This is a genomic window from Kribbella italica, from assembly GCF_014205135.1.
Taxonomy (GTDB): Bacteria; Actinomycetota; Actinomycetes; order Propionibacteriales; family Kribbellaceae; genus Kribbella; species Kribbella italica.
The window spans coordinates 2,336,114-2,360,467 of the sequence record NZ_JACHMY010000001.1 but is presented as its reverse complement, the minus strand read 5'-3'; the positions used below and the strand labels follow the sequence as shown (position 1 = coordinate 2,360,467).

The 24,354-nt window shown below is 70.1% G+C and carries 26 protein-coding genes; 12 read left to right on the top strand and 14 right to left on the bottom strand.

From position 1 onward, the window contains the following. Positions 1–72: 72 nt before the first annotated feature. Together HDA39_RS11050 and HDA39_RS11045 are read right to left on the bottom strand one after the other, a co-directional pair. The gene (locus HDA39_RS11050) at positions 73–1,788 is read right to left on the bottom strand and encodes a cation:proton antiporter domain-containing protein (protein WP_184795129.1); all 1,716 of its coding nucleotides are present in this window, start codon (positions 1,786–1,788) and stop codon (positions 73–75) included. Positions 1,789–1,860: 72 nt separating this feature from the next. After that, entirely contained in the window at positions 1,861–2,700 is an 840-nt protein-coding gene (locus tag HDA39_RS11045; RefSeq protein ID WP_184795128.1) for an SDR family NAD(P)-dependent oxidoreductase, read from the bottom strand. Positions 2,701–2,752: 52 nt separating this feature from the next. Here HDA39_RS11045 and HDA39_RS11040 point away from each other — a divergent pair, with 52 nt between their 5' ends. After that, on the top strand, positions 2,753–3,325 hold the full coding sequence (locus tag HDA39_RS11040; RefSeq protein WP_184795127.1) for a TetR/AcrR family transcriptional regulator: 573 nt from the start codon (positions 2,753–2,755) through the stop codon (positions 3,323–3,325). 89 nt (positions 3,326–3,414) lie between these two features. On the opposite strand, the gene HDA39_RS11035 is transcribed toward HDA39_RS11040, so the two are convergent. From HDA39_RS11035 to HDA39_RS41815, 8 genes are all read right to left on the bottom strand, one after another. Continuing rightward, complete coding sequence (locus HDA39_RS11035) at positions 3,415–4,044, bottom strand: ferritin-like domain-containing protein (protein WP_184795126.1); 630 nt, start codon at positions 4,042–4,044, stop codon at positions 3,415–3,417. A gap of 12 nt (positions 4,045–4,056) precedes the next feature. Continuing rightward, positions 4,057–4,716, bottom strand: coding sequence for a ferritin-like domain-containing protein (locus HDA39_RS11030; RefSeq protein ID WP_184795125.1), 660 nt, complete (start codon positions 4,714–4,716; stop codon positions 4,057–4,059). 81 nt (positions 4,717–4,797) lie between these two features. Beyond that, positions 4,798–5,508 carry a sortase gene (locus tag HDA39_RS11025; protein ID WP_184795124.1) on the bottom strand — a complete coding sequence of 237 codons (711 nt, stop codon included), beginning with the start codon at positions 5,506–5,508 and terminating at the stop codon, positions 4,798–4,800. A gap of 120 nt (positions 5,509–5,628) precedes the next feature. Further along, positions 5,629–6,786 carry a PrsW family intramembrane metalloprotease gene (locus HDA39_RS11020; protein ID WP_184795123.1) on the bottom strand — a complete coding sequence of 386 codons (1,158 nt, stop codon included), beginning with the start codon at positions 6,784–6,786 and terminating at the stop codon, positions 5,629–5,631. After that, on the bottom strand, positions 6,783–7,262 hold the full coding sequence (locus HDA39_RS11015; RefSeq protein ID WP_202892947.1) for a hypothetical protein: 480 nt from the start codon (positions 7,260–7,262) through the stop codon (positions 6,783–6,785). Before HDA39_RS11015 ends, HDA39_RS11020 begins: the two co-directional genes overlap by 4 nt. Further along, positions 7,166–7,405 carry a hypothetical protein gene (locus HDA39_RS41820; protein WP_202892946.1) on the bottom strand — a complete coding sequence of 80 codons (240 nt, stop codon included), beginning with the start codon at positions 7,403–7,405 and terminating at the stop codon, positions 7,166–7,168. The genes HDA39_RS11015 and HDA39_RS41820 overlap by 97 nt, the downstream gene beginning before the upstream one ends. A gap of 48 nt (positions 7,406–7,453) precedes the next feature. Further along, positions 7,454–8,434 carry a zinc-binding dehydrogenase gene (locus HDA39_RS11010; RefSeq protein WP_202892945.1) on the bottom strand — a complete coding sequence of 327 codons (981 nt, stop codon included), beginning with the start codon at positions 8,432–8,434 and terminating at the stop codon, positions 7,454–7,456. Between the two features lie 2 nt (positions 8,435–8,436). Beyond that, positions 8,437–8,856 carry a cupin domain-containing protein gene (locus HDA39_RS41815; protein WP_202892944.1) on the bottom strand — a complete coding sequence of 140 codons (420 nt, stop codon included), beginning with the start codon at positions 8,854–8,856 and terminating at the stop codon, positions 8,437–8,439. 117 nt (positions 8,857–8,973) lie between these two features. Here HDA39_RS41815 and HDA39_RS11005 point away from each other — a divergent pair, with 117 nt between their 5' ends. From HDA39_RS11005 to HDA39_RS10980, 6 genes are all read left to right on the top strand, one after another. Next, the gene (locus tag HDA39_RS11005; RefSeq protein ID WP_184795121.1) at positions 8,974–11,514 is read left to right on the top strand and encodes a winged helix-turn-helix domain-containing protein; all 2,541 of its coding nucleotides are present in this window, start codon (positions 8,974–8,976) and stop codon (positions 11,512–11,514) included. Between the two features lie 97 nt (positions 11,515–11,611). After that, positions 11,612–12,286 (top strand): hypothetical protein, encoded by a 675-nt coding sequence (locus HDA39_RS11000; protein ID WP_184795120.1) that lies wholly within the window; start codon positions 11,612–11,614, stop codon positions 12,284–12,286. Next, on the top strand, positions 12,283–12,504 hold the full coding sequence (locus HDA39_RS10995; RefSeq protein WP_184795119.1) for a hypothetical protein: 222 nt from the start codon (positions 12,283–12,285) through the stop codon (positions 12,502–12,504). Before HDA39_RS11000 ends, HDA39_RS10995 begins: the two co-directional genes overlap by 4 nt. Positions 12,505–12,696: 192 nt before the next feature. Then, complete coding sequence (locus HDA39_RS10990) at positions 12,697–13,278, top strand: hypothetical protein (RefSeq protein ID WP_202892943.1); 582 nt, start codon at positions 12,697–12,699, stop codon at positions 13,276–13,278. Positions 13,279–13,290: 12 nt separating this feature from the next. Then, positions 13,291–13,791: a histidine phosphatase family protein gene (locus HDA39_RS10985; protein WP_184795118.1), complete on the top strand. Its 501-nt coding sequence runs from the start codon at positions 13,291–13,293 to the stop codon at positions 13,789–13,791. A gap of 61 nt (positions 13,792–13,852) precedes the next feature. Continuing rightward, positions 13,853–14,566, top strand: coding sequence for an HNH endonuclease family protein (locus HDA39_RS10980; RefSeq protein WP_337925709.1), 714 nt, complete (start codon positions 13,853–13,855; stop codon positions 14,564–14,566). A gap of 6 nt (positions 14,567–14,572) precedes the next feature. Here HDA39_RS10980 and HDA39_RS10975 read toward each other — a convergent pair whose 3' ends face one another. Continuing rightward, the gene (locus HDA39_RS10975; protein WP_337925708.1) at positions 14,573–15,529 is read right to left on the bottom strand and encodes an alkaline phosphatase PhoX; all 957 of its coding nucleotides are present in this window, start codon (positions 15,527–15,529) and stop codon (positions 14,573–14,575) included. A gap of 98 nt (positions 15,530–15,627) precedes the next feature. Then, positions 15,628–16,458 (bottom strand): oxidoreductase, encoded by an 831-nt coding sequence (locus HDA39_RS10970; protein ID WP_184795117.1) that lies wholly within the window; start codon positions 16,456–16,458, stop codon positions 15,628–15,630. A gap of 106 nt (positions 16,459–16,564) precedes the next feature. On the opposite strand from HDA39_RS10970, the gene HDA39_RS10965 reads away from it, so the two are divergent. From HDA39_RS10965 to HDA39_RS10945, 5 genes are all read left to right on the top strand, one after another. After that, a complete protein-coding gene (locus HDA39_RS10965) occupies positions 16,565–16,921 on the top strand; it encodes a VOC family protein (RefSeq protein WP_184795116.1) in 357 nt (118 codons plus the stop codon). A gap of 200 nt (positions 16,922–17,121) precedes the next feature. After that, entirely contained in the window at positions 17,122–17,748 is a 627-nt protein-coding gene (locus HDA39_RS10960) for an acyl-CoA dehydrogenase family protein (RefSeq protein ID WP_184795115.1), read from the top strand. A 25-nt stretch (positions 17,749–17,773) separates the two neighbouring features. Further along, entirely contained in the window at positions 17,774–17,986 is a 213-nt protein-coding gene (locus tag HDA39_RS10955; protein WP_184795114.1) for a hypothetical protein, read from the top strand. 252 nt (positions 17,987–18,238) lie between these two features. Next, positions 18,239–18,439: a hypothetical protein gene (locus HDA39_RS10950; protein WP_184795113.1), complete on the top strand. Its 201-nt coding sequence runs from the start codon at positions 18,239–18,241 to the stop codon at positions 18,437–18,439. 69 nt (positions 18,440–18,508) lie between these two features. Continuing rightward, on the top strand, positions 18,509–20,662 hold the full coding sequence (locus HDA39_RS10945) for a catalase (RefSeq protein ID WP_184795112.1): 2,154 nt from the start codon (positions 18,509–18,511) through the stop codon (positions 20,660–20,662). A 30-nt stretch (positions 20,663–20,692) separates the two neighbouring features. Here HDA39_RS10945 and rocD read toward each other — a convergent pair whose 3' ends face one another. Both rocD and metE read right to left on the bottom strand, forming a co-directional pair. Further along, positions 20,693–21,895 carry an ornithine--oxo-acid transaminase gene (gene rocD, locus HDA39_RS10940; protein ID WP_337925707.1) on the bottom strand — a complete coding sequence of 401 codons (1,203 nt, stop codon included), beginning with the start codon at positions 21,893–21,895 and terminating at the stop codon, positions 20,693–20,695. Positions 21,896–21,963: 68 nt separating this feature from the next. Next, positions 21,964–24,267 carry a 5-methyltetrahydropteroyltriglutamate--homocysteine S-methyltransferase gene (gene metE / locus HDA39_RS10935; RefSeq protein ID WP_238356029.1) on the bottom strand — a complete coding sequence of 768 codons (2,304 nt, stop codon included), beginning with the start codon at positions 24,265–24,267 and terminating at the stop codon, positions 21,964–21,966. Positions 24,268–24,354 lie beyond the last annotated feature (87 nt).

Here is a 24,354-nt window from a genome sequence, read left to right as displayed (position 1 = left end):
ACCACTTGCACCAAAGGTAAGTCAAGGACCCGGCAGGCCGCGAGGCCGACGCGCGCCCGCCGGGCGCCAGGGTCAGTTGGCCTTGAAGCGTTGCTCGACGCTGTCGAGCAGGGACTCGACCTGGCGGTAGGACTCGGAGCTGTAGGCGCCGATGCTGCGTTCGGTGCTGAGGGCGTCGCGCATCGCGTCGAGGTAGCGGCGTTGGACGATCAGCATCTGCTCGTGGGAGTCCGGTCTGGCTGCGCGGAGTTCGCGGGTTCCGGCGACGAGGCGGGGGACGATGCGTTCCTTCATCGTGCTGACCAGGTCCGGGTCGAGCGGTTCGCCGTCGACGGTTTGTTCCTCCAGTGGACCGAGGGCGTCGATCGCGGACTCGCCGACCTGCCGGAGCAGCGCCTGCACGGAGTCGCGTTTGTCGTCCGCGCTTTCGGGGCGGAAGTTCATCCGTGCGATCACCATCGGCAGGGTCAGGCCGAACAGCACCAGGGTGATCAGCGCGACCAGGAACGCGGCCAGTACGACGGTGTCGACGTGCGGCGTACCGGCCGGGATGGTCTGTACGGCGGCGACGGTGACGACGCCTCGCATGCCGGCCCAGCCGATCACGGCGTACCCGCGGCTGGTGATCGGTTCGCGTTCCTCGAACTCGACGTCGGCCCGGCCGCGGGCGAGCCGGCGGCGGGCCCAGGCGATCCGGTTCTCCTCGCGCTGGTCCGCGGGGGTCATCGCGTCCAGGTGTTCCTCGAACTGGCCGAGCTTGGTGCGGGTCTGCTCGTTGCGAGTGGGCCGGCCGAACCGCTCGCGCAGTGCCGGCCCGGCGAGGCCGACGAACCTCAGGCCGACCAGGAGCGCCACGACGAGCAGGACCAGGCCGGTGATCTCGCCGGTGGTGGTCTCGGTGCGGGCGGCGTCCACGAGCTCGGGTAGTTGGTAGCCCATGGCAAGGAAGACGGCGCTCTCGAGGAGGAAGCTGATGGTCGTCCAGGTCGTTGCCTGGGTCTGCCGGTCGCGGGCACTGAAGCGTTTGCTGCCGAGGGCACCGGTCAGCAGTCCGGCCATGACCACCGCCAGGACACCGGATGTGTAGGCCTCCTCGGCCGGGAAGTACGCCAGGAACGGGACCGCGAAGGAGATCGTGGTGTTGAGGACCGGATCGTCGAGGCGCTGCCGCAGGAGCGCGGTCGCCCAGCCGACCACGCCTCCGATCAGCACCGCGCCGATCACCGCCCAGCCGAACTCGAGGACCGTCTCCCCGAAGTTGAAGCCCGAGGTCGCGGCGATCGCGGCGACTGCCGTTCGGAGTACGACGAGGGCGGAGGCGTCGTTGACCAGGCTCTCGCCTTCGAGCACGGTCATCAGCCGGGGTGGAAGGCCGACCCGGTGCCCGATCGCCGATGCCGCGACCGCGTCGGTCGGGGCGACCACCGCGCCGAGTGCGCAGGCCAGGGCGAACGAGATCCCGGGGAACAGCGCGTGCACCACAGCGCCGATGGCCAGCGCGGAAACGATGACCATGACGACGGACTGCCACGCGATCAGCGCGAAGTTCCGTCGTACGTCGAGCACGGGCAGCTGGACGGCCGAGGCGTACAGCAACGGTGGGAGGACGCCCGCCAGGATGAGGTCCGGCTCGACGTGGATGGTCGGGGTGCTGGGCAGGTAGCTGGCGCCGATCCCGAGTCCGACCAGCAGGAGCGGCGCCGCTACGCCCGTACGCCGTGCGAACACGGACGCCGCGATCATGATCGCGAGCCCGGCGCCGGCCACAAGCAGGAACTGATGGTCCACGTGACGGCAGTCTAGATCCGCACCGGCCGCCACCCCGTGCACCGCAAGATCGCGGTGTGGCGGCCCGCGCGACTAGCTGGGCCAGCTGAAAGCCGGATCCCGTGCGTAGTCGTCCCGCCGCCACTCCAGCGCCGTCCTCACCATCTCGTGCGCGCCGGTGCCGATGATCTTGCGCAGTGGCGGTTCCGGGTCGTCGAGCAGGTCGAGCAGCGCCTGGGCCGCGACGGCCGGTGACTCCTCGGCCGACGGTTCCGCTTCGCTGAGCATCGCCGCCGTCGGATAGCCCGGCATGCCGAGGATGCCCTCGCGCGTTCCGTCGTACGCCGGGTTGGCGGCGGTGAAGCTCATGCTCGACCCGAACCAGTCGGTGGCGAATCCGCCCAGCTGCAGCAGGTGTACGCCGATGCCGAACGGCGCGACCTCCGCGGCGAGCGCGGAGCTGAGACCTTCGAGAGCCCACTTCGACGCGTTGTACGCGCCGAACAGCGGCAGGTGGCCGACCGCGCCGACGGTCGAGACCTGCACGATCTTGCCGGAGCCGCGGGCGCGCAGATGCGGCAGGACCGCCTGCGTGACCCAGACCGCGCCGTACAGGTTGACGTCCAGCTGGGCGCGCAGCTCGTCCTCGGTCAGCTCCTCGACGGCGCCGACCAGGCCGTAGCCGGCGTTGTTCACCACGACGTCCGGCGTGCCGATCATCGCCACCACGTCCGCGACGACGTTCTGCACGTCCGCTCGGGAGGTCACGTCGAGGCGGCGGGGGAGCAGGCGGTCGCCGTACTGCTTGACCAGGTCGTCGAGTACGCCGTCCTGCCGGATCGTCGCGACGACCTGGTCGCCGTGCTCCAGCGCGGCCTCGGTGAAGGCCCGGCCGAGGCCGCGGCCCGCTCCGGTGATCATCCACAACCTCATCGCAGGCTCCTCTCGCTTGAACTTCAACGAGACGGACCGTATCGTCTCGTTCATGAGAAGTCCAGACGAGCGGCGGCGCAGCGACCGCGCCCGGACCGCGATCCTGACCGCGACCGCGGAGGCCGTCGCCGAGCTCGGGTACGCGAAGACCTCGATCGAGGGCATCGCCGCCCGCGCGGGTGTCGGCAAGCAGACGATCTACCGCTGGTGGCCGTCGAAGGGCGCGGTCGTGCTCGACGCTCTGGCCGTCGACCAGGGCGACGTCGAGTGGCCCGACACCGGCGACCTGGCCGCCGATCTTCGCCTCGTACTGCGGGCGACCGTGGCCGAGTTCGCCGACGAGACCACCTCGGCGACGCTGCGCGCGCTGATGATCGACATGCAGCAGGACGCGGCGCTCAGCGACCAGGTCCACACTCGGATGCTCGGCCCGCAGTTGGCCGCCACCAAACGCCGGCTGGAGTCAGCGCAGCGGTCCGGTCAAGTTGCCCCCGGCATCGATCTCGACGTCGCGGTCGAGCTGGTCTTCGGGCCGATCTACCACCGCTGGATCCTCCGCACCCACCCCTTCGACGAGGCGTACGCGGATGCGCTGACCGAGCTGGCGATCCAGGCCCTCAAATGACCAGCCGCTGGAGGCTCGACGAGAACCTCCAGCGGCTGCGGCGTGCCGGTCCCGACGCTCGCGCACCTAGCGCCGGGACCGCCCCCAGGTCAGTAGGTGATGGCGGCTACGACCTTGGCGGGATCGACCAGGAACGGCGAGACCGCGTTCAGGACGTTCGCCTTCGAAGCGCCCTTCTCGAACGAGCTCATGTAGACGCCGCCCTCGGGCTTGAGCCCGAGCAGGTTGCCGACGACGGCGGCGTGGCGGGCTTCGACGCCGAAGATGCCGGCGGCGGCCTGAAGGATCATCTTGTCCTTCACGAAGCCGGCGGCACCGAGGTAGGCACCGACGCCCTTGTTCTCGAAGATGTGCGCGGTGGTGAGGTAGCTCTTGCGCGACTCGAAAGCGCCACCGAAGTCGACGGCGGGGGCGCCGATCGGCGTGCCGCCGAGCTTCTGGATGGTGGCCATCAGGGTCGACACGTGCGAGGCCTCGTCGGCGCCGATCTGCATCAGGTACTGCTTCTCCTTGCCGGAGACCAGGTTCGCGTCGTTGCCCTGGCGGTAGAACTCGGCCTCCAGGTACTCCAGGGCGAGCGCGTAGTTCAGCACCTCGATGTCGTTCTTGAAGTCCTTCGCGCTGGCCAGGTTGAAACCGTTGTTGAGGGCCCCGATCGCGACGCCGGCCGGTACGGCGGAAGCGTTGCCGTGGATCAGGTCCGCGGTGGTGTCAGTCATCTGCTGCTCCTCTCACTTCGCGATGAACGGCATGGCGGCCTTCAGGACCGGGCCCATCGCCAGGTTGGCCTCGATCGGCGCCGGGAACGGGTTCCCGCCGGTGATCTGGGCGATGATCGCGGCGTGCCGCGACTCGACCCCGGCGATGGACGCCGCGGCGGCCAGCAGGTCGGGGTTCTTCACCAGCGTCACCTGGCCGTGGTACGCCTTCACGCCGAGCTCCTCGAAGACGCCTGCGGTCTTGAGGAAGTTGGCGCGGTTGGAGAACGTGCCGGCCGGGAACTTCACCTTCGGCTGGGCGACCGGCTTGCCGCCCAGGTCGGTGATCGTCGTCCGGACGACGTTGACGTGGTCGGCCTCGTGCTGCTGGATCGGGTCGACGAGCGCCAGCTCGCGGCCCTTGAGCAGGTTGGCCTTGAGCCCGGCGGTGTAGAACGCCGCCTCCAGGTACTCCAGCGTCAGCGCGTAGTTCAGGATGTCCAGGTCGGACTTGTCGACCTCCGCACCGAAGCCACGGTCGGCCTGGCCGAACGCGACCGGATCACCCGGGCGGGTGGCGACATACGTGACCCCGACACCGATCAGGGCCGCGTTGCGCAGGAAGCTGCGGCGGCTGTGCTCGTCAGCGAACTCGAGAACCGGACGGCCCCCGAAGAGCTGCTTGATACCCATTGTCTCTCCTCAAGCTGTGATCGACCGCAGGCGGTTCCCGCCTGCGGGCCGTGCTTTCAGACCTCGGGGGATATCGCCTCCTCAGGCGGCGCGGGCCTCGACGACGATGCGCTGATAGTGGGCAGTCAGGGGATTGCAGGCGAACAGGGTGAGTACCTTGTCGCTTGCCTTGGCCGGCTTGCGCAGGATGAAGGCCACGTAGGACTTCTCCGGCACGATCGTGGTCTTGACGACCTTGTACGTCGTGGTCTTCGACCCGGCGGTGACCTTGATCGGGTCGCCGGGACGCAGCCGGTCCAGGTACAGGAAGGGTTTGCCGTTCGTGCTGCGGTGACCGCTGATCACGCTGTTGCCCGCGACACCGGGTAACGGCGTACCCGGCCAGTGGCCGACGCCCTTCACCAGCGCGGGTTCGTCGACACCGTTGTTCAGCACCTGGTCGACCTTCAGCTTGGGGATCTGCAGACGGCCGAGGCGCAGCTGCTCACCGGGTCTGGCCTTGATGGCCTCGATCGGTACGCCGGCCGCCGGGTTGTCGCCGGCCGCGAACTGGGGCTCGACTTGTTTGCCCGCGCGTAACTGGTCGAGCATCCGGTTGACCAGTGCTTCGTCGTCCTCGCCGGGCGCTGCCGTCGTACCGCCCGCGGTGGGCTGGGACTGCCCGCCGGATGGCGGCGGATCCGCGTCAGGTGCCGCGCTCGGCGTGCCGTCGCGGCCGAACAGGACGATGCCGATGGTGATCGCGACGACGAACGCCGTACTTGCGGCGATCCAGCGCCAGAGCGGCCTCACGACGCACCAACTCGCCGGGCGGGCGGGGTGGAGCGGTTACCAACTGTCAGGTGTCGCACCAGCGACCACCTCCTCAGCAAGGCCTTCGGAGGCCTCGCCGGGGTGGATGGGCGCCAAGTTCTACTTATTGCGCAAACGGAGAAGTTCGCTGCGTGCGTGGCTCACGGCCGCGGAGTCGTTGCCGCCCGAATGGGCCAGCTCACGGGACAGATCCGCGGCGGCTTCCTCCAGGTGGCGAGCGGTCCGGCGGCTGCGCAGGTGCTTGCGGTACGCCTTGCGGTCCTTGCGCAGTCCGCTGACGGCGTCGAGCAGCGGCGGGTCGATGGCGCCGGTGCTGAGTTCGGGGGTGAGCAGCGCGCGGGTCCAGACCCGTTCCGTGCGGGCGGCGTGCCGGAGGACGTAGAACAGCGTGACCAGTTCGACGACGGCGATGACGAAGGGCAGGATCGCGGTCGCGATGGTCCCGCCGCCGAGGCCGGCCATGTCGTCCCAGGCGAAGTGGAAGACCATCGCGGTGAGCATCGTCCACACGCCCCGGACGACGTTTCGCTCACCGCGGGCGCGGCCGAGGACCCACATCAGACCGGCACAGAAGATCGCGCTGAACAGCGCGTGCGACACGATCCCGGCGGCCCCGCGGATCACGAACATGTGCAGCGACGCCCCCAGTTGGTCGACGCCGTACTGCTGGGCAGCGCCGTTGTAGGTGTACAGCACGTCCTCGAACACCTGGAAGCCCAGGCCGATGAACGCGCCGATGATGAACCCGTCGTACGCGCTGCGCACCAGCCGCGGCGCGAGGCCGATCAGCAGGACCAGCCCGAGGGCCTTGCCCCACTCCTCGTTGAACGGCGCCGTGAGCCCGGCGCCCCAGTCCGCGGCGAACGTGGGGCCGCCGACCTTCGCCCAGATCTCCAGGAGTGCCGTGTTCGCGGGAAGGGCGATCCAGAACGTCGCGGCGACACCGCCCCAGACGAAACCGGTCGCGAGCAGTCCGGCAGGTTGCGCGGTGAAGCGGTTGTGATGGCGAAGCAGCAGCAGCCACGGGATCAGGTACAGCCCGAACAGGATCACGCCGCCGGCCAGGGCCCGCGAGTAGAAGGTGCCGCCGGCACCGAAGTACCTGATCATCGCCAGGGCTCCGCCGCCCACGCCCAGCAGATAGACCCAGAAGGCGAGGTTGTGCGGCTGCACGAACCGGAACGGTTGCCCCCAGCCCGACTCCTCGATCGCCGCGAGCTGCTCGGTCCGTGCGTCGGAAACCGTCGTGTCGCTCATCGGACCGCTCCCGGGGTGATGCTGCGCAGCAGGGCCGCGACTTCGTCCTGGTAATGCTCGAACTGACCGGACGCCGTCCGGATCCGGACGAGCAGCGCCGGTGCCGACGCGACCGTCTCGGCGCTGCCGATGGCCATCTTGAACGCGGCATCCACCTCGTCGGTACCGCTGGGTGTCGTCCTGGTCTCGACGACTCCGACCAGGCCTGCCCCGGTGGTCACGGTCCCGCGATCGCCGCCCGTCCCCGGGCGGTCCCCGTCGGCCCGCTCGACCTGGTCGAGGAACGCGTCCGCGCTGCCGTCGTACGCCGTGCCGTTGAGCTCGATCGTCGCGCCACCGCTGGCCAGGACGACCTGCAGGCTCGTCGCGCTACCGCCGGTCAGCGTCCCGCTCTCGAGCTGCCACCCGACCGCGGCACGGCCGTCGCGCCGTCCCCCAGTTCCAGCACCTGCCCGGCCTTGATCTCGTTGTGCCACGGGATCGCCGAGTTGAGCGCGGGGAGCCCGTAGATCAGCACCAGCGCGATCACCAGCACGATCAGTCCCGGCTTGAATGTCCGGCGGTCCAGCCCGAACCACCGATGCTCGACCGGCACCCACCCCTGCGGACTCACAGTCATAACGACCACTGTAAGTGCGCAGGATCTCGGCGGGCCATCGAAAGTTGCTCAACTGCAGTTGAGAATTCGCTTGCCGACGGCCGGCTGGGTGGCCAGTTCTTCGTGCGCCCGCGCGGCTTCGTCGAGCGGGTAGACGGTGGCGGGCGTGGCGATCAGCTGGTGGGCGGCGAGGAAATCGCTGACGCCAGACAGGGCGGCGTGTTTCTCGGCGGGCGTCAGGTTCCACAACGCTGTGCCGCGGACGTCGGCTTCGCGCGCCATCAGGGTGCGCGGGGTGAAGGTGAGCGAGCCGCGGCTGCCGACGACGACCACGCGGCCACGTTGGGCCAGGAGAAGAGCGTCGGCTTCGAGGTTCTGGTCGGCCAGCATCTCGACGACGAGGTCGATCCCGCGTCCGCCGGTGAGCTCGGGGACGGTGTCGAGGTAGCCGGGCGTGCGGTGGTTCAGGATGTGGGCTGCGCCGAGTGATCTGACCTGGTCGAGACCTTCTTCGGTGCCGGCCGTCCCGATCACCGTGGCGCCGGCCGCGATCGCCAGCTGGACCGTCGGATGCCCGACCCCGCCGCTGGCTCCGTGGACGAGGACAGTTTCACCAGCCTCGAGCTCTCCGCGCTGGAACAGTGCGCGGTACGCCGTCGTCCAGGGAACTCCGAATCCGGCGCCCTGGTGGAAGGTGAGGTGGCCGGGAAGCGGGTGCACCGCGGCGACGTCGCAGATCAGCTGCTGGGCGTACGTTCCGGACGCCGGTACCCCGAGAGCCGCTACGAACACCCGGTCACCCACGGCGACGGCCGAGACCTCCGCGCCGACGGCTTCGACAACGCCGGCGCCGTCGAAGCCCGGGGTGTAGGGGAGCGGCGGATGGAAGAACGCATAACCGCCGGCGCGGATATAGGTGTCGGCGGGGTTCACCCCGGCCGCGTGGACCCGGACCAGAACCTCACCCGGTCCTGGCTCCCGATCCGGCAGGTCCTCAGCGACCAGTACGCCGGGCGCCCCGAACTCCCGGACGACGATGCCGCGCGGCACGCTCAGGCCTGCCCGGTCAGCTTGTCCCGGACGCCGCGCGCGTACTCGACGAGGTTGTCGCGCGGCGGGCTGAAGAAGTCGATCTGCCGGCAGGTCCCCTCGTACGTCCGGGCCCGGTGCGGCACCCATGGCGGGATCACCGCGACGTCGCCGGGCCGCATGACCCGGAGCTCGTCGCCGATCAGGAACTCCAGCTCGCCGTCGAGGATCACCACGACCTGCTCCTCGACGTGCGAGTGCAGCGGCGCCTCGGTGTGCGGCTCGTAGGTGACGAAGTTGGCCAGCGTCTGCTCACCGAGCACGGGCTGGAACGACAGTCCTTCGACGTACTGCACCGGGGTGATGTCGGCGATCCGGACGAACCGCCCGTCGGCCTCCGGCTGGTGGGAGAAGTCGGTCTTGAAGTGCTCGGACGCGTCCATGGCGAAGCCTCTCGGATCGGTGGTCGGTTCAGTGCGTGGTGAAACGGCGGTCGATCTCCACCAGTTTGCGGTCCACGTGGCACGGATGGGGAGTCCGGCCGGGCCTACGCTGAGGGCATGCCGGTGCTGGGCACGAAGTTGCGCCTGCCGTCGTCGCGGCGGCGGTTGGTGGAGCGTGCTCGGCTCGTTGGGCGGTTGAGTGCTGACGGCGCGCCGCGGCTGGTGCTGGTGGCGGCGCCGGCTGGGTTCGGGAAGACCACGTTGCTGGCGCAGTGGCTGGGGTTGCACGGTCGGGTGGCGTGGCTGGCTCTTGATGCGGGTGATGCTGATCCGCGGCGGTTTCTGATGCAGCTGGTGGCGGCGATTCGAACGGCTGAGCCGGACGTCGGTGGCGAGGCGCTGGAGTTGCTGGACAGCGCGGCGCCGGCCGATGCTGTGCTGGTCAGTCTGATCAACGACCTCGAGGTGCTGGTGGGTCGGACCGTGGTGGCGCTCGACGACTACCACGTCATCGACTCGGCGGCCGTGCACGAGGCGGTGGGGTTCTTGCTGGAGAACCTGCCTCCGCGGGTGACGGTGGCGATGACGACCCGGGCGGATCCGCCGCTGGCTTTGGCGCGATTGCGGGCGCGGGGTGAGCTGGTGGAGGTGCGTGCGGCGGACCTGCGGTTCACGGCTGACGAGGCCGAGGTGTTTCTGAACGACGTGATGGGGTTGCGGTTGGAGCCCGCGCTGGTGTCCGCGCTCGAAGAGCGGACCGAAGGGTGGGCGGCGGGGCTGCAACTGGCCGCGTTGTCCGCGAGGACCCGGGCGGATGTTGCGGGGTTCGTCGAGGACTTCTCCGGGAGCCATCGGTTCGTGCTCGACTACCTGGTCGAGGAAGTCCTGGATCGGCAGCCGGAGGACGTCCGGGCGTTTCTGCTCGCGACATGTGTGCTCGACCAGTTGAGCGGCGGGCTGTGCGACGCGCTCACCGGTCGGTCCGACGGGCAGGCGATGCTGGAGACGCTCGAGCGGGAGAACCTGTTCGTCGTACCGCTGGACGACGGGCGGCGGTGGTACCGCTATCACCATCTGTTCGCCGACGCGTTGCGCGCTCGGCAGGGCGATCGTGGCGCTGAGCTGCATGCGGCGGCCAGTCGGTGGCTTGCGGGACACGGGTTGCTGGTCGACGCCGTACGGCATGCGTTCGCGAGTGGGGACCATGAGCGCACGGCCGATCTGATCGAGCTGGTCGAGGCCTCGCTGCGCCGGGAACGGCAGGACCGGTTGTTGCGCGAGTGGCTGACCGCGCTGCCTGAGGACGTCGTACGGCGTCGGCCGGTGCTGGCGACCTACGTCGGGTGGTGCCGCCTGTCGGAGGGAGACTTCGAAGGGGTCGGCGAGTGGCTGGACGCGGCCGAGGCGGGTCTGAAGGACAGCGCGGGCGAACTGCCGGCGATGATCGCGGTCTACCGGGCGTCGGTCGCGCAGGCTCGTGGCGACATCGACGGAACGGTGGCGCACGCGCGGCGGGCGCTGTCGCTGGCCGGTCCCGAGGACCACTTTCCGCGCGGTGCGGCGTCAGGCTTTCTCGGGCTGGCGGCGTGGGCCGACGGTGAGTTGGTGACGGCGGTCGACACCTTCACCACCGCGGTCGCGAGCCTGCGAGCGGCGGGGATGGTCGCCGACGAACTGGGCGCGACCGTCGTACTGGCGAATATGTGGTTGGCGCGTGGACGTCCGGTCGAGGCGCGTCGGCTGTACGAGCGGGCGGTTGGTGCGGCCGAGCGGCGTCCGGGGCTGTCGACCACGGGGGACCTGCACGTGGGGTTGGCCGACGTACTGCGTGAGCAGGGCGAGCTGGAGGCAGCCGCGGAACACCTGGAGATCGCTCGCGCGCTCGGCGATCGCGCATCCCTGCTGGAGAACCGCCACCGCTGGTACACCGCGTCGGCCGCGCTGCTGCGGGCGCGAGGCGATCTCGACGGCGCGATCGCGATGCTCGACCAGGCCGAGCCGCTCTTCCTGCCGGGCTACTTCCCGGACGTGCGGCCGATTCCCGCGATCAGGGCGCGGGTGTGGATCGCGCAAGGGCGGCTCGACGACGCGCGGAGGTGGGCGCGGGAGCGTGGGGTCGCGGCGGCCGATCCGGCGGTCTATCTGGCGGAGTACGACCAGCTCACGCTTGCTCGGCTGCTGATCGCGGAGGGGCAGGATGCGCTCGGGCTTCTCGACCGGGTGCTGGAGTCGGCGGTGGGCGCGAGCCTGATCGAGGGGCGGCTGGTGCGGGCGCTGGCTCATCAGGCCGCTGGTGACGCCGACGCAGCGGTCGTGGATCTCGAGGCAGCCCTGGCTGACGGTGTGCCCGCGGGGTACCGCCGGCTGTTCCTCGACGAGCCGATCACGGAGTTGCTCGGGCAGTTGGGCGGGCCGTCCGCCCACCAACTGCTGGAGAAACGCCCTCCGGCCGTGCAGGAGGACGGGCTGAGTGAGCGGGAGGTCGAGGTCCTGCGGCTGCTGGCGACCGAGCTGAGTGGGCCGGAGATCGCGCGGCACCTGTTCGTCTCGGTGAACACGTTGCGCACCCACACCAAGCACATCTTCACCAAGCTCGACGTGAACACCCGCCGAGCCGCCGTACGGCGTGCTGCGGAGCTCGGACTGATCACCACCTAGGTCACCACATCGGGTGATGTGGAGTCACCACCTCGATTCCTACCGTCAGGGACATCGCCGGACAGCCCGTCCGGTCCCGAGGACCCAGGAGTCCACCATGAACCTCACCGAGAACCGTCTCGTCGCCGCCACCGGTCTCTGCGCCGCCGCCGCGGGGGCCATCTTCGTCGGCGTCCAGATCAACCACCCGCCGGCCGACGTCGCGCACGTCGTCACCACCGACCTGGCCGTCCGCGAAGCCGCGAAGACGGTGATGGCCGTCCTGGCGCTGGCCGGCATCACCGGGATGTTCCTGCGCCACCGACGCCAGTTCGGCGTTCTCGGGCTCGCCGGGTACGTGCTGCTGAGCATCGGTTACCTCGCGATGTTCGCCGTCCAGTGCATCGTCGCCGTCGTGCTCCCGACGGTGGCTCGCACCAGTCCTGGCTACGTCCAGGACTTCATCGACGGCGCCGTCGGGCGCACCCCGGCCGGCGACATCGGCCGCGCGTCGGAACTGTTCCTCGTCTCCGGGATCGGGTACGCCGTGGGCGGTCTGCTGTTCGGCATCGCGTTGTTCCGGGCCGGTGTCCTGGCCCGCTGGGCGAGCCTGTTGCTTGCCTACGGCACCGTTTCCGTGCTGGCGCTGTCCGCACTGCCCGACTCGTTCAGCCGGCCGTTCGCCGTCCCCACCGGCATCGCGCTGATCGGGCTCGGCATCTCGCTGTACCGCGACCAGCGCCGTCAGGCCGTCGAGGTCCCGACCGACCTGCCCGTCGCAGCGGGCCGATGACGGCGTACGAGATCCGCGTCGAAGGCCACCTCGACGACCACTGGTCGGCCCGGCTGGGCGCACTCACTCGCAACGCCGACGGCACCACCACCATCACGGCCGCCGACCAGACTCAGTTGTACGGCGTACTGACCGTCCTCCGCGACCTCAACGCGGTCCTGGTCGAGGTCCGGACACCCCGAGAAGGGGACTGGGGGCTTCGGGCAAGTACTGGGTGATGACGACGCACACCAGTACGGCGGAGCGAGCCGCCGTGTACTCACGGAGGCTCGCCCCGGTCGATCGCAGGGTCCTGTACCTGTACGTGGTGACCCGGCCCGCCATCTGGATGACGGCGTACTGCGCGCGGTGGCTGTTCCCGGGGACGCCGAGACCCGTGATCCCGGCAGCGTCGGGACGATGTTCCAGCGGTGGGACCGGGACGCCGTGCTGTTCTGTTCCTGGCGGTGGCGATCGTCGTGCAGTTCTTCGTCACCGTCCGCGCGTACCGGAGGTGGTCCGCGCTCCCGTGGCTGGCCGTCCCGGGGCTGCCGGCCGCCGCCTACTTCCTCTACCTGTACTCGCGCACCGGCGATGTGATGGCTTGGAAGCACGCCCAGGAACGAGGCTGGTACCGCGACCTCACCGCGCCGTGGCACACCTGGACCACCACATGGACCGCCGCCTTCGATCACGTCCAGACCACCGGCTACGCGTGGATGTTCCAGGCCGAACTGGTGGCGGTCGTCGTCGGCCTGGTTCTGCTCACGTTCCTGGTGCGGCAGCGACGCTGGGCCGAGGCGACCTACCTCGGGCTGAGCCTGCTGGCGCTCGGTACGTCGTACTGGTTCCTGTCGATGCCCAGGGCAACACTCCTGTGGTGGCCGCTGTGGGTCGGCCTGGGCGTCTGGACCCTGCGCCACCCCTGGGTGAGGACGACCTACCTGTGCGTCGTGGCGCCGCTGTCGACCATCGTCGCCCTCACCTTCTTCACCGGCCGCTGGGCCGGGTAGTAGCTTGTCCGGATGCTCGTCCTCGTTCGTCATGCGATGCCTGTCCACGGGCCGGAGGTTCCCGCGCGGGACTGGGTGCTGAGTGCGGAGGGGCGAACCGCTGCGCGGGAGTTGTGCGCGCGGCTGCCGGCTGGTGCTCGGTTGGTGGCCAGCACCGAGGTGAAGGCGATCGAGACGATCGGTGCGGCGATCACGGATCGGCGGTTCGACGAGATCGAGCGGGTCGAGGCGTACGCGGGGGACTTCCGGACCCGGCGGCGCGCGTACGTCGGCGGTGCGGATCACGAGGACTGGGAACGGCGCGAGGACGTCGTACGGCGGTTCGCCGACGGTGTCGCCGAGCACGTGGCGGCGGCGGGCGGGCGGCCGGTGGTGATCGCTTCGCACGGGATGGCCATGACTTTGTGGCTGACGGCAACTATCGGGCTGGCGGACCCCGCGGCGTTCTGGGAGGACCTGCGATTTCCCGACGCGCTGGTCGTCGGCAGCGGGTCGGTCGTCCGGCTCGGATAGGTCGGGAGGTGTCGGCGCGTGCGGCGGAGGATCGGGAGGTCGCACCGGTAACTTTCCGTCGGTGATCCGCCTGCTGCTTGTTGCTGTCCTGTTCGTGTCCGGGTGCACCGTCGCCGGTGCGGGGCCCGGGCCCAGTTCGCCACCGTCGGTGGCCAAACCTCCGGTCGCCAAACCATCGGTCGCCAAACCGCAGGGCGCGACCGCGAAGGCGATCGCCGCGGAGCTGCGCGGGGCGAAGGTGATCGCGTCCAGGCCTGAGGTCGCCGGGTACCAGCGCGACCAGTTCGGGCAGAGCTGGACCGACGACCACAACGGGCCGGGTGGGCACAACGGCTGCGACACCCGCAACGACGTGCTGGCCGCGCAGCTGACCGCCGTCCACAACCGCACCGCGAAGAGCTGCGTCGTGGTCGAGGGCACGCTGACCGCCGAGCCGTACACCGGGCGCCGCGTCGACTTCCGCAAGGCCGCCGCGTCCAAGGTGCAGATCGACCACATCTACCCGCTGTCGAGGGCGTGGGACATGGGCGCCGCGCGCTGGCCGGCCCAGCGCCGCGTCGACTTCGCGAACGACCAGGCCGCCAACCTGCTTGCTGTTGACGGCCCGGCCAACGCCTCGAAGAACGACTCCGGCCCGGGGGAGTGGATGCCGCTCAACCGGGCCTACCGCTGCGTCTACGTGCTGCGCTACCTCCAGGTCGCCCGCAAGTACACGCTCCCCATCACCGCCGCCGACCAGGACTCCGCCAAGACGATCATGCCGACCTGCCGGTAGCCAGGCTCAACGGAACGAGCCGGTGACCTCGTACGTGATCCCGCCGCTGCTCGACCCGCTCGTTCCGCGCTGGGACGAGAAGTAGAGGCGGTTCCCGGCGGGGTTGAAGGCGACTCCGCACAGCTCCGAGCCGGACTGGCCGGTGACCCGGAGGAACGGCGCGACGATGTCGTTCGGGGTGATGATGCAGATCTCCAGGTTGCCGCCGTCCTCGGCGACGAACAGGTCGCCCGACGAGGTGCCGGTGATGTTGTCGACGCCGGTCAGCGGCGGGTTCGGGGTCAGGTCGTCGTCGTACGCGATCGCGATGGTGTTGTTCGCCGCGTTGTAGGCCCAGACGCGGTTGTCGCCCTTGGTGGTGAAGAAGCAGGTGCCGTTGCGGTAGTAGCAGCCTTCGCCGCCGTTGAACTTCTTCATCCCCGAGACCTGCCGGCGGGTCCGGGTCGGGCTGCCGTCGGGATCGGGGACGGTGACCCACGACAGGGTGCTGCCGGACTCGCGCAGGACCTGCAGCGTGCCGGCCGACAGGTCGCCCCAGGTGGTCGGGACGAAGCGGTAGAACCCGCCGTCGGGGACGTCTTCGGTCAGGTAGATGACGCGGCGGTCAGGGTCCGCCGCGGCGGCCTCGTGGGAGAAGCGGCCAAGGGCCGGACGGCGTACGGCGGCCTTGGTGCCGTACGGGTCGGTCTCCCAGACGTAGCCGAGGTCGGTCTCCTCACACGACAGCCAGGTGCCCCACGGGGTCGCGCCGCCGGAGCAGTTCTGCGTCGTACCGGACAGGATCCGGTACGCGCTGGTGACCGTCCCGCTGCTGTTGAACCGGAGCGCGCTCGCGCCACCGCTGCCGCTGCCGACCTCGGAGTTGGACACGTAGATCCAGCCGCTGCCGTCGACGAAGCACGCGCCGCCGTCCGGGGCGTTGTGCCAGGTGTAGCCGTTGACGGCGCGGGTGGCTAGGGCCACCCGAGGGGGATAGACCCAACGAAAGCACTCCCGGGAGCAAATCGGCGGTAGGCGTCGGGGACCTTGTACTCGACGCCGCCGGGAACCGAGACTGTGGTCTACTGGTCGAAGTCAGTGGCGCGGCTGACCAGTTCCCACTGGTCGACCTCGGTCCGGAGGGCGTCGAGAGCGGTTCGGAACGCCGTCGACGCGTCGTTTCCGAGCAGCAGCATGTACGGCGGCGAGTCGGACTCCACGGCCTCGATCAGTGCGGCGGCGGCCTTGGCCGGATCGCCCGGCTGGGTGCCGTGCACGGTGTCGTTCTCCTTGCGGCGCTTGCCCGCCGTACCGGCGTAGTCGGCGATCGGTTCGGCGGCCTGCCGCAGCGAGCGGCCGGCGAAGTCGGTGCGGAAGCCGCCGGGCTCGACGACGAGCGCGGTGATGCCGAGCGGCGCGACCTCCTTACGCAGCGAGAGGGTCAGCGACTCGACCGCGGACTTGACGGCGGCGTAGTAGCCCGAGCCTTCCGGGCAGATCCGCGCGCCGATCGAGGAGAGGTTGACGATGGTGCCGCTCTTGCGGGCGCGCATGCTAGGCAGGACGGCCTTGACGGTCCGGACCGTACCGAAAACGTGGGTGTCGAAGAGTTGCCGGACGTCCTCGTCGTCGCCCTCCTCGACGGCGGCGCGGTAGCCGTAGCCGGCGTTGTTGACCAGGACGTCGATCTCGCCGAACCGCTTCTCGGCCGCGGCCACGGCGTCGGCCACCTGGGTGTCGCTGGTGACGTCGAGCGGGAGTGCGAGCGCGGTGTCCGGGTAGGCGTCCGCGAGGTCCTGCACCTTCGAGACGTCCCGCGCGGTGACGACGACGTTGTCGCCGCGGGTGAGCAGCGCCTCGGCGAACGCGCGCCCGAGTCCGGTCGAGCAGCCTGTGATGAACCAGGTCGACATGGTGTTCCTTCCGTGAACGGCTTGTTCGTCCATCGAACAGCACGCCTGGTCGCGGGTGGGAGTCCCTGGCGTGCCAGGTATCAGCAGAACCCCTCAGAATGGTCGTATGGACGACCTACCCGAGCTGGCCGCGGTCGCGATCGACTGTCAGGACCCCTGGGCGGTCGGGCGGTTCTGGCAGCGGTTTCTCGGGGGTGAGTTGCGGGCCAACGGGGACGAGGTCGTCGAGTTGCACGGGGCAACTGTCCGCCTGGACTTCTGCCTGGTCGCGGACCCGCCGGACAACCGCAAGAACCCGGTCCACCTCGACCTGCGCGTCCCGGCCGATCGCCGCGACGCCGCGATCGAACGTGCCCTGTCTCTCGGCGCGACCCGGGCCCTCGACCTCTACGACGGCGACGAGTGGGCCTGCCTGCGCGATCCGGCAGGCAACGAGTTCTGTCTGGTCTGGGGTGCCGCCTGACGCTCAGGTGAAGCGGGTGGTTCGCGCGGGTACCCGCGGGGCATGGGTGACGACTTGGCGGACGGAGCGCGGCGGACGGCGCGATCGGTGGCGGAGAGGCTTCGGGAGCTTGCGGAAAGTGGCGACCTGAAGCTGCCCGATCCAGGAGCAGGGACGGACGGCTGGCCGGGACGGTGCGGTTCTGCTCGGGCGCTCATTCGTTGGACCGGGCGCTAGTGGTCGCGTTGTCCGTCGAGGGCGAGAGCAGCCTGTACGACGTACCGCTGGATCAGGCGGGCATCGTTCGGGTGGACGACAGCTGGCAGGCGGTGGGGATGGATGCGTCCGACAGCCCGGACGTGATCTTCGAGGATGTTGCCGTCGGCCCCCGGATCGATGCGCCCGGCTTCTCCACGGGTCGTCGTGGATTCTGGTGGGGCGGTGGAGGAGTCGCCGCCGTCTGGTACGGCGGTTCGCTCGGTCTCGTGGAACGGACGACCGACTACCTGCGCGCCGGTCAGGGTGCGGACGAGCATCAGCTTGCGCACGTCGGGGAGCTTCGGACGTCGCTGGCCGCGACTGAAGGGCTGCTGCGCCGGACCGCGGCGGCGATCGACGCCGATCCGAAGGCCGACGTGATGACGGAGGTCTGGTTGCTTCGGGCAAGCACTGAGCAGACGGCCCGCGCGGTGGCCGACCGGGTGCCGCGGATCGTCGGGCCGACGCCGTTGTCGCGGGACCGCGGGTTCGCGCAGTTGTTCGCCGACCTGCAGGTGTACGTCCGCCAGCACCACGCGGAGCGCGACTACGCCGCTTTGGGCCGACGGTTCCTGGAGGCGACGGCGTGACGCGACCGCTGACCGGCGAGGACGAGTGGCCGCGGCGCCGGTCGAGACGCACCGCTGGTCGTACCCGATCTGGATGTGGCACTGGATGACGCCGTACGACGAACGCCCACCAAGGTCGCGGGCCGTCCGGATGCCGTTGCCGGAGCGGCTGCGGGTGGGGAAGGAGAAGGCCTTGGCTGCGTTCGTCTCCCAGCTCGTGCCGGGACCGAACGGTGAGGACCCGATCTCGACCCGCTGATGCTGACGCACTTCGACCGCGACTTCGAGGTGCAGTTCCGGGAGCCGCGGACCGAGTCGGCGCCGGTCGAGCGGTCTGCCGAGCTCTACCGGGCGGCGGACGATCCTTGGCACACGGCGGACAGCTGGTACGAACGGCGGAAGCGGGCGGTGCTGCTCGCCGCGTTGCCGTTGGAGCGATGTCGACGGGTGCTGGAGCCGGCCTGCGGGGTCGGCGAGCTGACGCGGGAGCTGGTGGGACGGGATCCTGCCGTTGAGCCACGACCACGTGCACGGCGCGAACTTCGGCGTCCGGGGGAGCGCGTTTCTCGCGGTTGGCGGTTACCGGCCGATCGCGACCGGGGAGGATCGGGATCTGTGGTTCCGGCTGCTCGACGCGGGGTTCCGTGGGGTGCAGCCGCTGAACCTGACCGTACGCACGAGTCGTGGGGCGGGCGCGGGGTGGGCTGGCTGATCTGCTGGCCGACCTGATTGCGCCCGGGTACCGGGATGTGTCATATCCAGCCACTTGAGGAGACGCCCCGTGCCCCCGAAACGCAAGGCCGACCAAGCAGCGCCTACGGCGGCCGGTCCCACCGGACGAAAGGCGGCGGCCAAGGCCGGGGGCGGGCGCACAACCCGAGGCGGCAAAACAACGGCTGTGGGGGCAAGGGCAGAAAGCGTCGACGCCGTACAGACCGCACGGGCGCAGGCAGGGGACTACCTGACCACCGCGCAGGGTGTGCGGCTGCCGGACACGGACCACTCGCTGAAGGCGGGGTCGCGGGGGCCGACGCTGCTCGAGGACTTCCACCTGCGCGAGAAGATCACCCACTTCGACCATGAGCGGATCCCGGAGCGTGTCGTGCACGCGCGCGGGGCGGCCGCGCACGGCACCTTCACGGCGTACGGGAACGCGACCGCAGCCAGCAAGGCTGGGTTCCTGCAGCAGGGCCGGGAGACGCCGGTGTTCGTGCGGTTCTCCACGGTGCTCGGCTCACGCGGCTCGGCCGACACTGTGCGCGACGTCCGCGGCTTCGCGGTGAAGTTCTACACCGAGGAGGGCAACTTCGACCTCGTCGGCAACAACATGCCGGTGTTCTTCATCCAGGACGGGATCAAGTTCCCCGACATCATCCACGCCGGCAAACCGCACCCGGACCGGGAGATCCCGCAGGCGCAGTCCGCGCACGACACGTTCTGGGACTTCGTGTCGCTGCACACCGAGGCGACCCACCACGTGATGTGGGCGATGTCGGACCGCGGCATCCCGCGCTCGTACCGGACGATGGAGGGCTTCGGCGTCCACACCTTCCGGCTGGTGAACGGCGACGGTGCGACGGCGCTGGCCAAGTTCCACTGGAAGCCGGTGGCCGGCGTGCACTCGCTGGTCTGGGAGGAGGCGCAGCTCGCGGCCGGGACCGACCCGGACTTCCACCGCCGGGACATGGCCGACGGGATCGAGAACGGCGCGCCGCTGGAGTTCGAGCTGGGGTTGCAGCTGTTCCCGGACTCCGCGGACGAGACCTTCGAGGGGATCGACCTGCTCGACCCGACGAAGCTGGTGCCGGAGGAGCTGGCCGAGGTGCAGCTGGTCGGCAAGCTGACGCTGGACCGCAACCCGACGAACTACTTCGCCGAGACCGAGCAGGTCGCGTTCCACACCGGGAACCTGGTGCCGGGCATCGAGGTGACCAACGATCCGTTGATGCAGGCCCGGCTGTTCTCGTACCTGGACACCCAGCTGACGCGGCTCGGCGGACCCAACTTCACCCAGCTGCCGATCAACTGCCCGCACGCCGCGGTCAACGACAACCTGCGCGACGGGATGCACCAGACCGCCGTGCACCAGGGCGTTTCGCCGTACCTGCCGAACAGCATCGACGCCGCGCCGCGGCCCGCGCGGGAGGACGAGGGCGGGTACGTGCAGGTGCCGCGCGAGATCGAGGGGCGGGCGGTCCGGGAGAACCCGGTGTCGTTCGCGGACCACTTCTCGCAGGCGACGCTGTTCTGGGCGAGCATGAGCGAGGTGGAGAAGGTCCACATCGTCGAGGCGTTCACGTTCGAGCTCGGCAAGTGCTACGAGCAACCGATTCGCGAGCGGATGCTCGGCGTACTGGCGAACGTCGACGCGGACCTGTGCGCGGCGGTGGCCGAAGGGCTCGGGCTGCCCGCGCCCGCCGGAGCGCCGGCCGAGGTCGTTCCGTCGCCGGCGTTGTCGCAGGTCCCGCCGGGTCCGGGTTCGATCACCGGGCGGGTCATCGGCGTCTTCGCGGCTCCGGGCGCTGACCTGGCCGGGATCACGAAGCTGCGTCGCGCCGTGGAGGCGCGCGGCGCCGTACTGCGGCTGATCGCGCCGCTGGGCGGAGTCGTCAAGCGGGCGCGCTCGGAGCAGATCGTCGAGCGGACGCTGCTCACCACCCGATCGATCGAGTACGACGCGGTGGTGGTCGCCGGAGGCATTCCCGACTTCACCGACATCAAGCTGTCGATCCTGCTGGGCGAGCTCTTCCGCCACTGCAAGGTGATCGCCGCCTGGGGCGACGGCGACCAGGTCCTCACCGCCGCTGGGATCGACACGACCGCACCTGGCGTCGTAGTGGGGGAGAGCGTCGCCAAGCCCTTCACTGCCGAGCTCCTCGACACGGTCGGTCTCCACCGGGTCTGGGAGCGGGCAGCGCAGGTCATGGCGAGTTAGCAACGTCAGCGGAGCCGCCGGCGGATCCGCTCAGGCTGCAAGGGATTTCAGGGCGAGCGTCAGGCGCTCGGTCAGCCAGTCGAGTTCGGTCGTGGTGACGGTCAGCGGCGGCGACAGGCGGATGGTCGAGCCGTGGGTGTCCTTCGCCAGTACGCCGTGGTCGGCGAGCTTCTCGCAGAGGTCGCGGCCGGTGCCGAGCGCGGGATCGAGGTCGAGGCCGGCCCATAGGCCGTGCACTCGGAGGCCGACCAGGCCGTGCGCGCGCAACGGCTCGAGTCGCTCGCGGAGCGCCGGCTCGAGGTCGAGCGCGTGCTGCTGGAGATCGCCCGGTGCGAGCAGTTCGACGACCGCGCGGCCGACGGCCGCGGCGAGCGGGTTGCCGCCGAAGGTGCTGCCGTGGGTGCCCGGCGTGATGACGTCCATGATCGCCCGGTCGGTGACCACGGCCGACAGCGCGACGATGCCGCCGCCGAGCGCCTTGCCGAGGATGTACGCGTCCGGTACGACGCCCGCCCGCTGCGAGGCGAACGTCGCGCCGGCCCGGCCGAGCCCGGACTGGATCTCGTCCGCGATCATCAGCACGTCGTTGCGCGTACAGGCCTCCCGAACCGCGGCGAGATAACCCGGAGGCGGCACGATCACCCCGGCCTCACCCTGGACGGGCTCGAGCAGTACGGCGACCGTCGTGTCGTCGATCGCGGCCTCCAGCGCGGCGGCGTCGCCGTACGGGACGGACCGGAAGCCCGGCGTGTACGGCCCGTAGTTGTCGTGTGCGACCGCGTCGCCGGAGAAGCTGATGATGCTGATCGTCCGGCCATGGAAGTTGCCATCAGCAACGATGATCGTGGCCCGGCCGTCCGGCACGCCCTTGACCAGGTAGCCCCAGCGGCGGGCCAGCTTGAGCGCGGTCTCGACGGCTTCGGCGCCGGAGTTCATCGGCAGGACGGCGTCCTTGCCGGACAGCGCGGCGAGCTCGGCGCAGAACGGGCCGAGCTGGTCGTGGTGGAAGGCCCGGCTGGTCAGCGTGACCCGGCCGAGTTGCGCGGTCGCGGCGGCGATCAGCGCCGGGTGCCGGTGACCGAAGTTGAGGGCGGAGTAGCCGGCCAGGCAGTCGAGGTAGCGCTGCCCGCCGGTGTCGGTGACCCAGGCTCCCTCGGCGTGCGCGATGGTGACGGGGAGCGGGTGGTAGTTGTGCGCGCCGTACTGCTCTTCCAGCGTCACCGGATCGATCACGGGGCCGTCCTTTCGAGGGAGTAACAGGTGGTACAGAGAAGCATATCTCTGTACCACCTGCTACGACATCAGCTGAGTTGTTCGCGGACGGTGCGGGCCGCGCCGACCAGGTTGTCGAGCGAGTCGCGGACCTCGGGCCAGCCGCGGGTCTTGAGGCCGCAGTCCGGGTTGACCCACAGGCGCTCGGCCGGGATCGCGGCCAGGCCCTTCTGCAGTAGCGAGACGACCTCGGGCGTGCCGGGGACGCGCGGGGAGTGGATGTCGTAGACACCCGGCCCGACGCCGCGCGGGTAGCCGGCGTCGCCGAGCTCGTGGGCGACCTGCATGTGTGAGCGGGCCGCTTCGAGGCTGGCGACGTCGGCCTCCATCTCGTCCAGCGCGTTCAGGATGTCGCCGAACTCGACGTAGCACATGTGCGTGTGGATCTGGGTGTCCGCGCGCACGCCGCTGGTCGTCAGCCGGAACACCTCGGTGCCCCAGCTCAGGTACGCCGCACGGTCGGCCCGCCGCAGCGGCAGGGTCTCCCGCAAGGCCGGCTCGTCGACCTGGATCACCGCGGCACCGGCCGCCTCCAGGTCGTTCACCTCGTCCCGCAGCGCCAGCGCGACCTGACGCGCGGTCTCGCTGCGCGGCTGGTCGTCACGCACGAACGACCATGCCAGCATCGTCACCGGCCCGGTCAGCATGCCCTTGACCGGACGCTCGGTCTGCAGCTGCGCGTACGCCCACCAGCGCACGGTCATCGGCTCCGGCCGCGAGATGTCGCCGACCAGCACCGGCGGCCGGACGTACCGGGTGCCGTACGACTGGACCCAGCCGTGCTGCGTGGCCAGGTACCCGTCGAGCTGCTCGGCGAAGTACTGGACCATGTCGTTGCGCTCGGGCTCACCGTGCACGAGGACGTCCAGGCCGGCCTTCTCCTGGAACGCGAGCACCTCCTGGATCTCCGTGCCGATGCGCTCGTCGTACTGCGCCGCGTCGATCCGGCCGGCGCGCAGGTCGGCGCGGGCCGTCCGCAGCTCGGTGGTCTGCGGGAACGAGCCGACGGTGGTTGTCGGGAGCAACGGCAGGCCGAGCCGCGCCTGCTGGGCGGCGCTGCGTTCGGCGTACGGCGCGGAGCGGTGGCTGTCCGCCTCGGTGACGGCGGCGACCCGCGCACGGACGTCGGGGTTGTTGGTCAGCGCGGAACCGCTCCGGGAGTCCAGGGCGGCCCGGTTCGCGTTCAGCTGCTCGGCGATCGCCTCGGCGCCCTCGGTGAAGCCGAGGGTCAGCGTGGCGATCTCGGCCGACTTCTGCCGGGCGAACGCCAGCCAGCTCGCGACCTCGGGGGCCACGCCGTCCTCGGCGGCGACGTCGTACGGGACGTGCAGCAGCGAGCAGGACGCGCTGACGTCGACCTGGCCGGCCAGCGAGCGCAGCCGGGTCAGGGTGGCCAGCGACTTGGTCAGGTCGTTGATCCAGATGTTGCGGCCGTTGACCACGCCCGCGACGAGCCGCTTGGAGCGCACCTCGGAGGACGCGACCAGGTCGTCGAGGTTGCCCTCCGCGGGACCGGTGAAGTCGATCGCGAGGCCCTCGACCGGCGACTTGGCGAGCACGGGGAGCGCCTTGCCGAGCCGGTCGAAGTACGACGCGACGAGCAGCCGCGGGCGATCGGTCAGCCCACCCAGTACGGCGTACGCACGGGCGGTCAGGTCGAGCTCGTCGGCCGAGCGGTCCTGGACCAGCGCGGGCTCGTCGAGCTGGACCCACTGAGCGCCGGCGGCGCGCAGGTCGGCGAGCACCTCGGCGTACACGGGGAGGATCTTGTCGAGCAGCGAGAGCGGCTCGAAGTGCTCGTCGACGCCCGGTGCCGGCTTGGCCAGCAGCAGGTAGGTGATCGGGCCGACGACGACCGGTCTGGCGGTCAGGCCGAGGTCGAGTGCTTCGCGAAGCTCGGCGACCTGCTTGCTGGTGTCGGCGGTGAAGGTGGTGTCCGGGCCGAGCTCGGGGACCATGTAGTGGTAGTTGGTGTCGAACCACTTGGTCATCTCGAGCGGCGCGACCTCCTGGGTGCCGCGGGCCATCGCGAAGTAGCCGTCCAGCGGATCGGCCGCCACGGCGGCCCGGTGCCGCTCGGGGATCGCACCGAGCAGGACCGACGTGTCGAGCACGTGGTCGTAGTACGAGAAGTCACCGGTCGGGACCTCGTCGATGCCGTCGGCAGCGAGCTGCTGCCAGTTGGCCTTGCGCAGGCCGGCGGCGGTCTGCCGGAGGGCGTCCGCGCTGACGGTGCCCTTCCAGTAGCCCTCGATGGCCTTCTTCAGCTCGCGGTTCTGGCCCTGGCGGGGATAGCCGTACACGGTGGACCGTGCGGCTGACTGGGTGTTCAAGCGTCTCTCCTTGGCGAGGCAGTCTCGAAGACCACGCATCTCAGGAGTCCGGAAGGCAGGCGCGACGGGTCACGCACGGCCGCCCTT

What these genes read in the sequence shown, in the direction of transcription:
- HDA39_RS11020 (WP_184795123.1), bottom strand. Translation starts at nt 6,786, where the DNA reads ATGAGCGACACGACGGTTTCCGACGCACGGACCGAGCAGCTCGCGGCG.
- HDA39_RS10985 (WP_184795118.1), top strand. Translation starts at nt 13,291, where the DNA reads ATGCTCGTCCTCGTTCGTCATGCGATGCCTGTCCACGGGCCGGAGGTT.
- HDA39_RS10965 (WP_184795116.1), top strand. Translation starts at nt 16,565, where the DNA reads ATGGACGACCTACCCGAGCTGGCCGCGGTCGCGATCGACTGTCAGGAC.
- HDA39_RS10995 (WP_184795119.1), top strand. Translation starts at nt 12,283, where the DNA reads ATGACGGCGTACGAGATCCGCGTCGAAGGCCACCTCGACGACCACTGG.
- HDA39_RS41815 (WP_202892944.1), bottom strand. Translation starts at nt 8,856, where the DNA reads ATGGACGCGTCCGAGCACTTCAAGACCGACTTCTCCCACCAGCCGGAG.
- HDA39_RS11045 (WP_184795128.1), bottom strand. Translation starts at nt 2,700, where the DNA reads ATGAGGTTGTGGATGATCACCGGAGCGGGCCGCGGCCTCGGCCGGGCC.
- HDA39_RS11030 (WP_184795125.1), bottom strand. Translation starts at nt 4,716, where the DNA reads ATGGGTATCAAGCAGCTCTTCGGGGGCCGTCCGGTTCTCGAGTTCGCT.
- HDA39_RS11000 (WP_184795120.1), top strand. Translation starts at nt 11,612, where the DNA reads ATGAACCTCACCGAGAACCGTCTCGTCGCCGCCACCGGTCTCTGCGCC.
- HDA39_RS11040 (WP_184795127.1), top strand. Translation starts at nt 2,753, where the DNA reads ATGAGAAGTCCAGACGAGCGGCGGCGCAGCGACCGCGCCCGGACCGCG.
- HDA39_RS10970 (WP_184795117.1), bottom strand. Translation starts at nt 16,458, where the DNA reads ATGTCGACCTGGTTCATCACAGGCTGCTCGACCGGACTCGGGCGCGCG.
- HDA39_RS11005 (WP_184795121.1), top strand. Translation starts at nt 8,974, where the DNA reads ATGCCGGTGCTGGGCACGAAGTTGCGCCTGCCGTCGTCGCGGCGGCGG.
- HDA39_RS11035 (WP_184795126.1), bottom strand. Translation starts at nt 4,044, where the DNA reads ATGACTGACACCACCGCGGACCTGATCCACGGCAACGCTTCCGCCGTA.
- HDA39_RS41820 (WP_202892946.1), bottom strand. Translation starts at nt 7,405, where the DNA reads ATGACTGTGAGTCCGCAGGGGTGGGTGCCGGTCGAGCATCGGTGGTTC.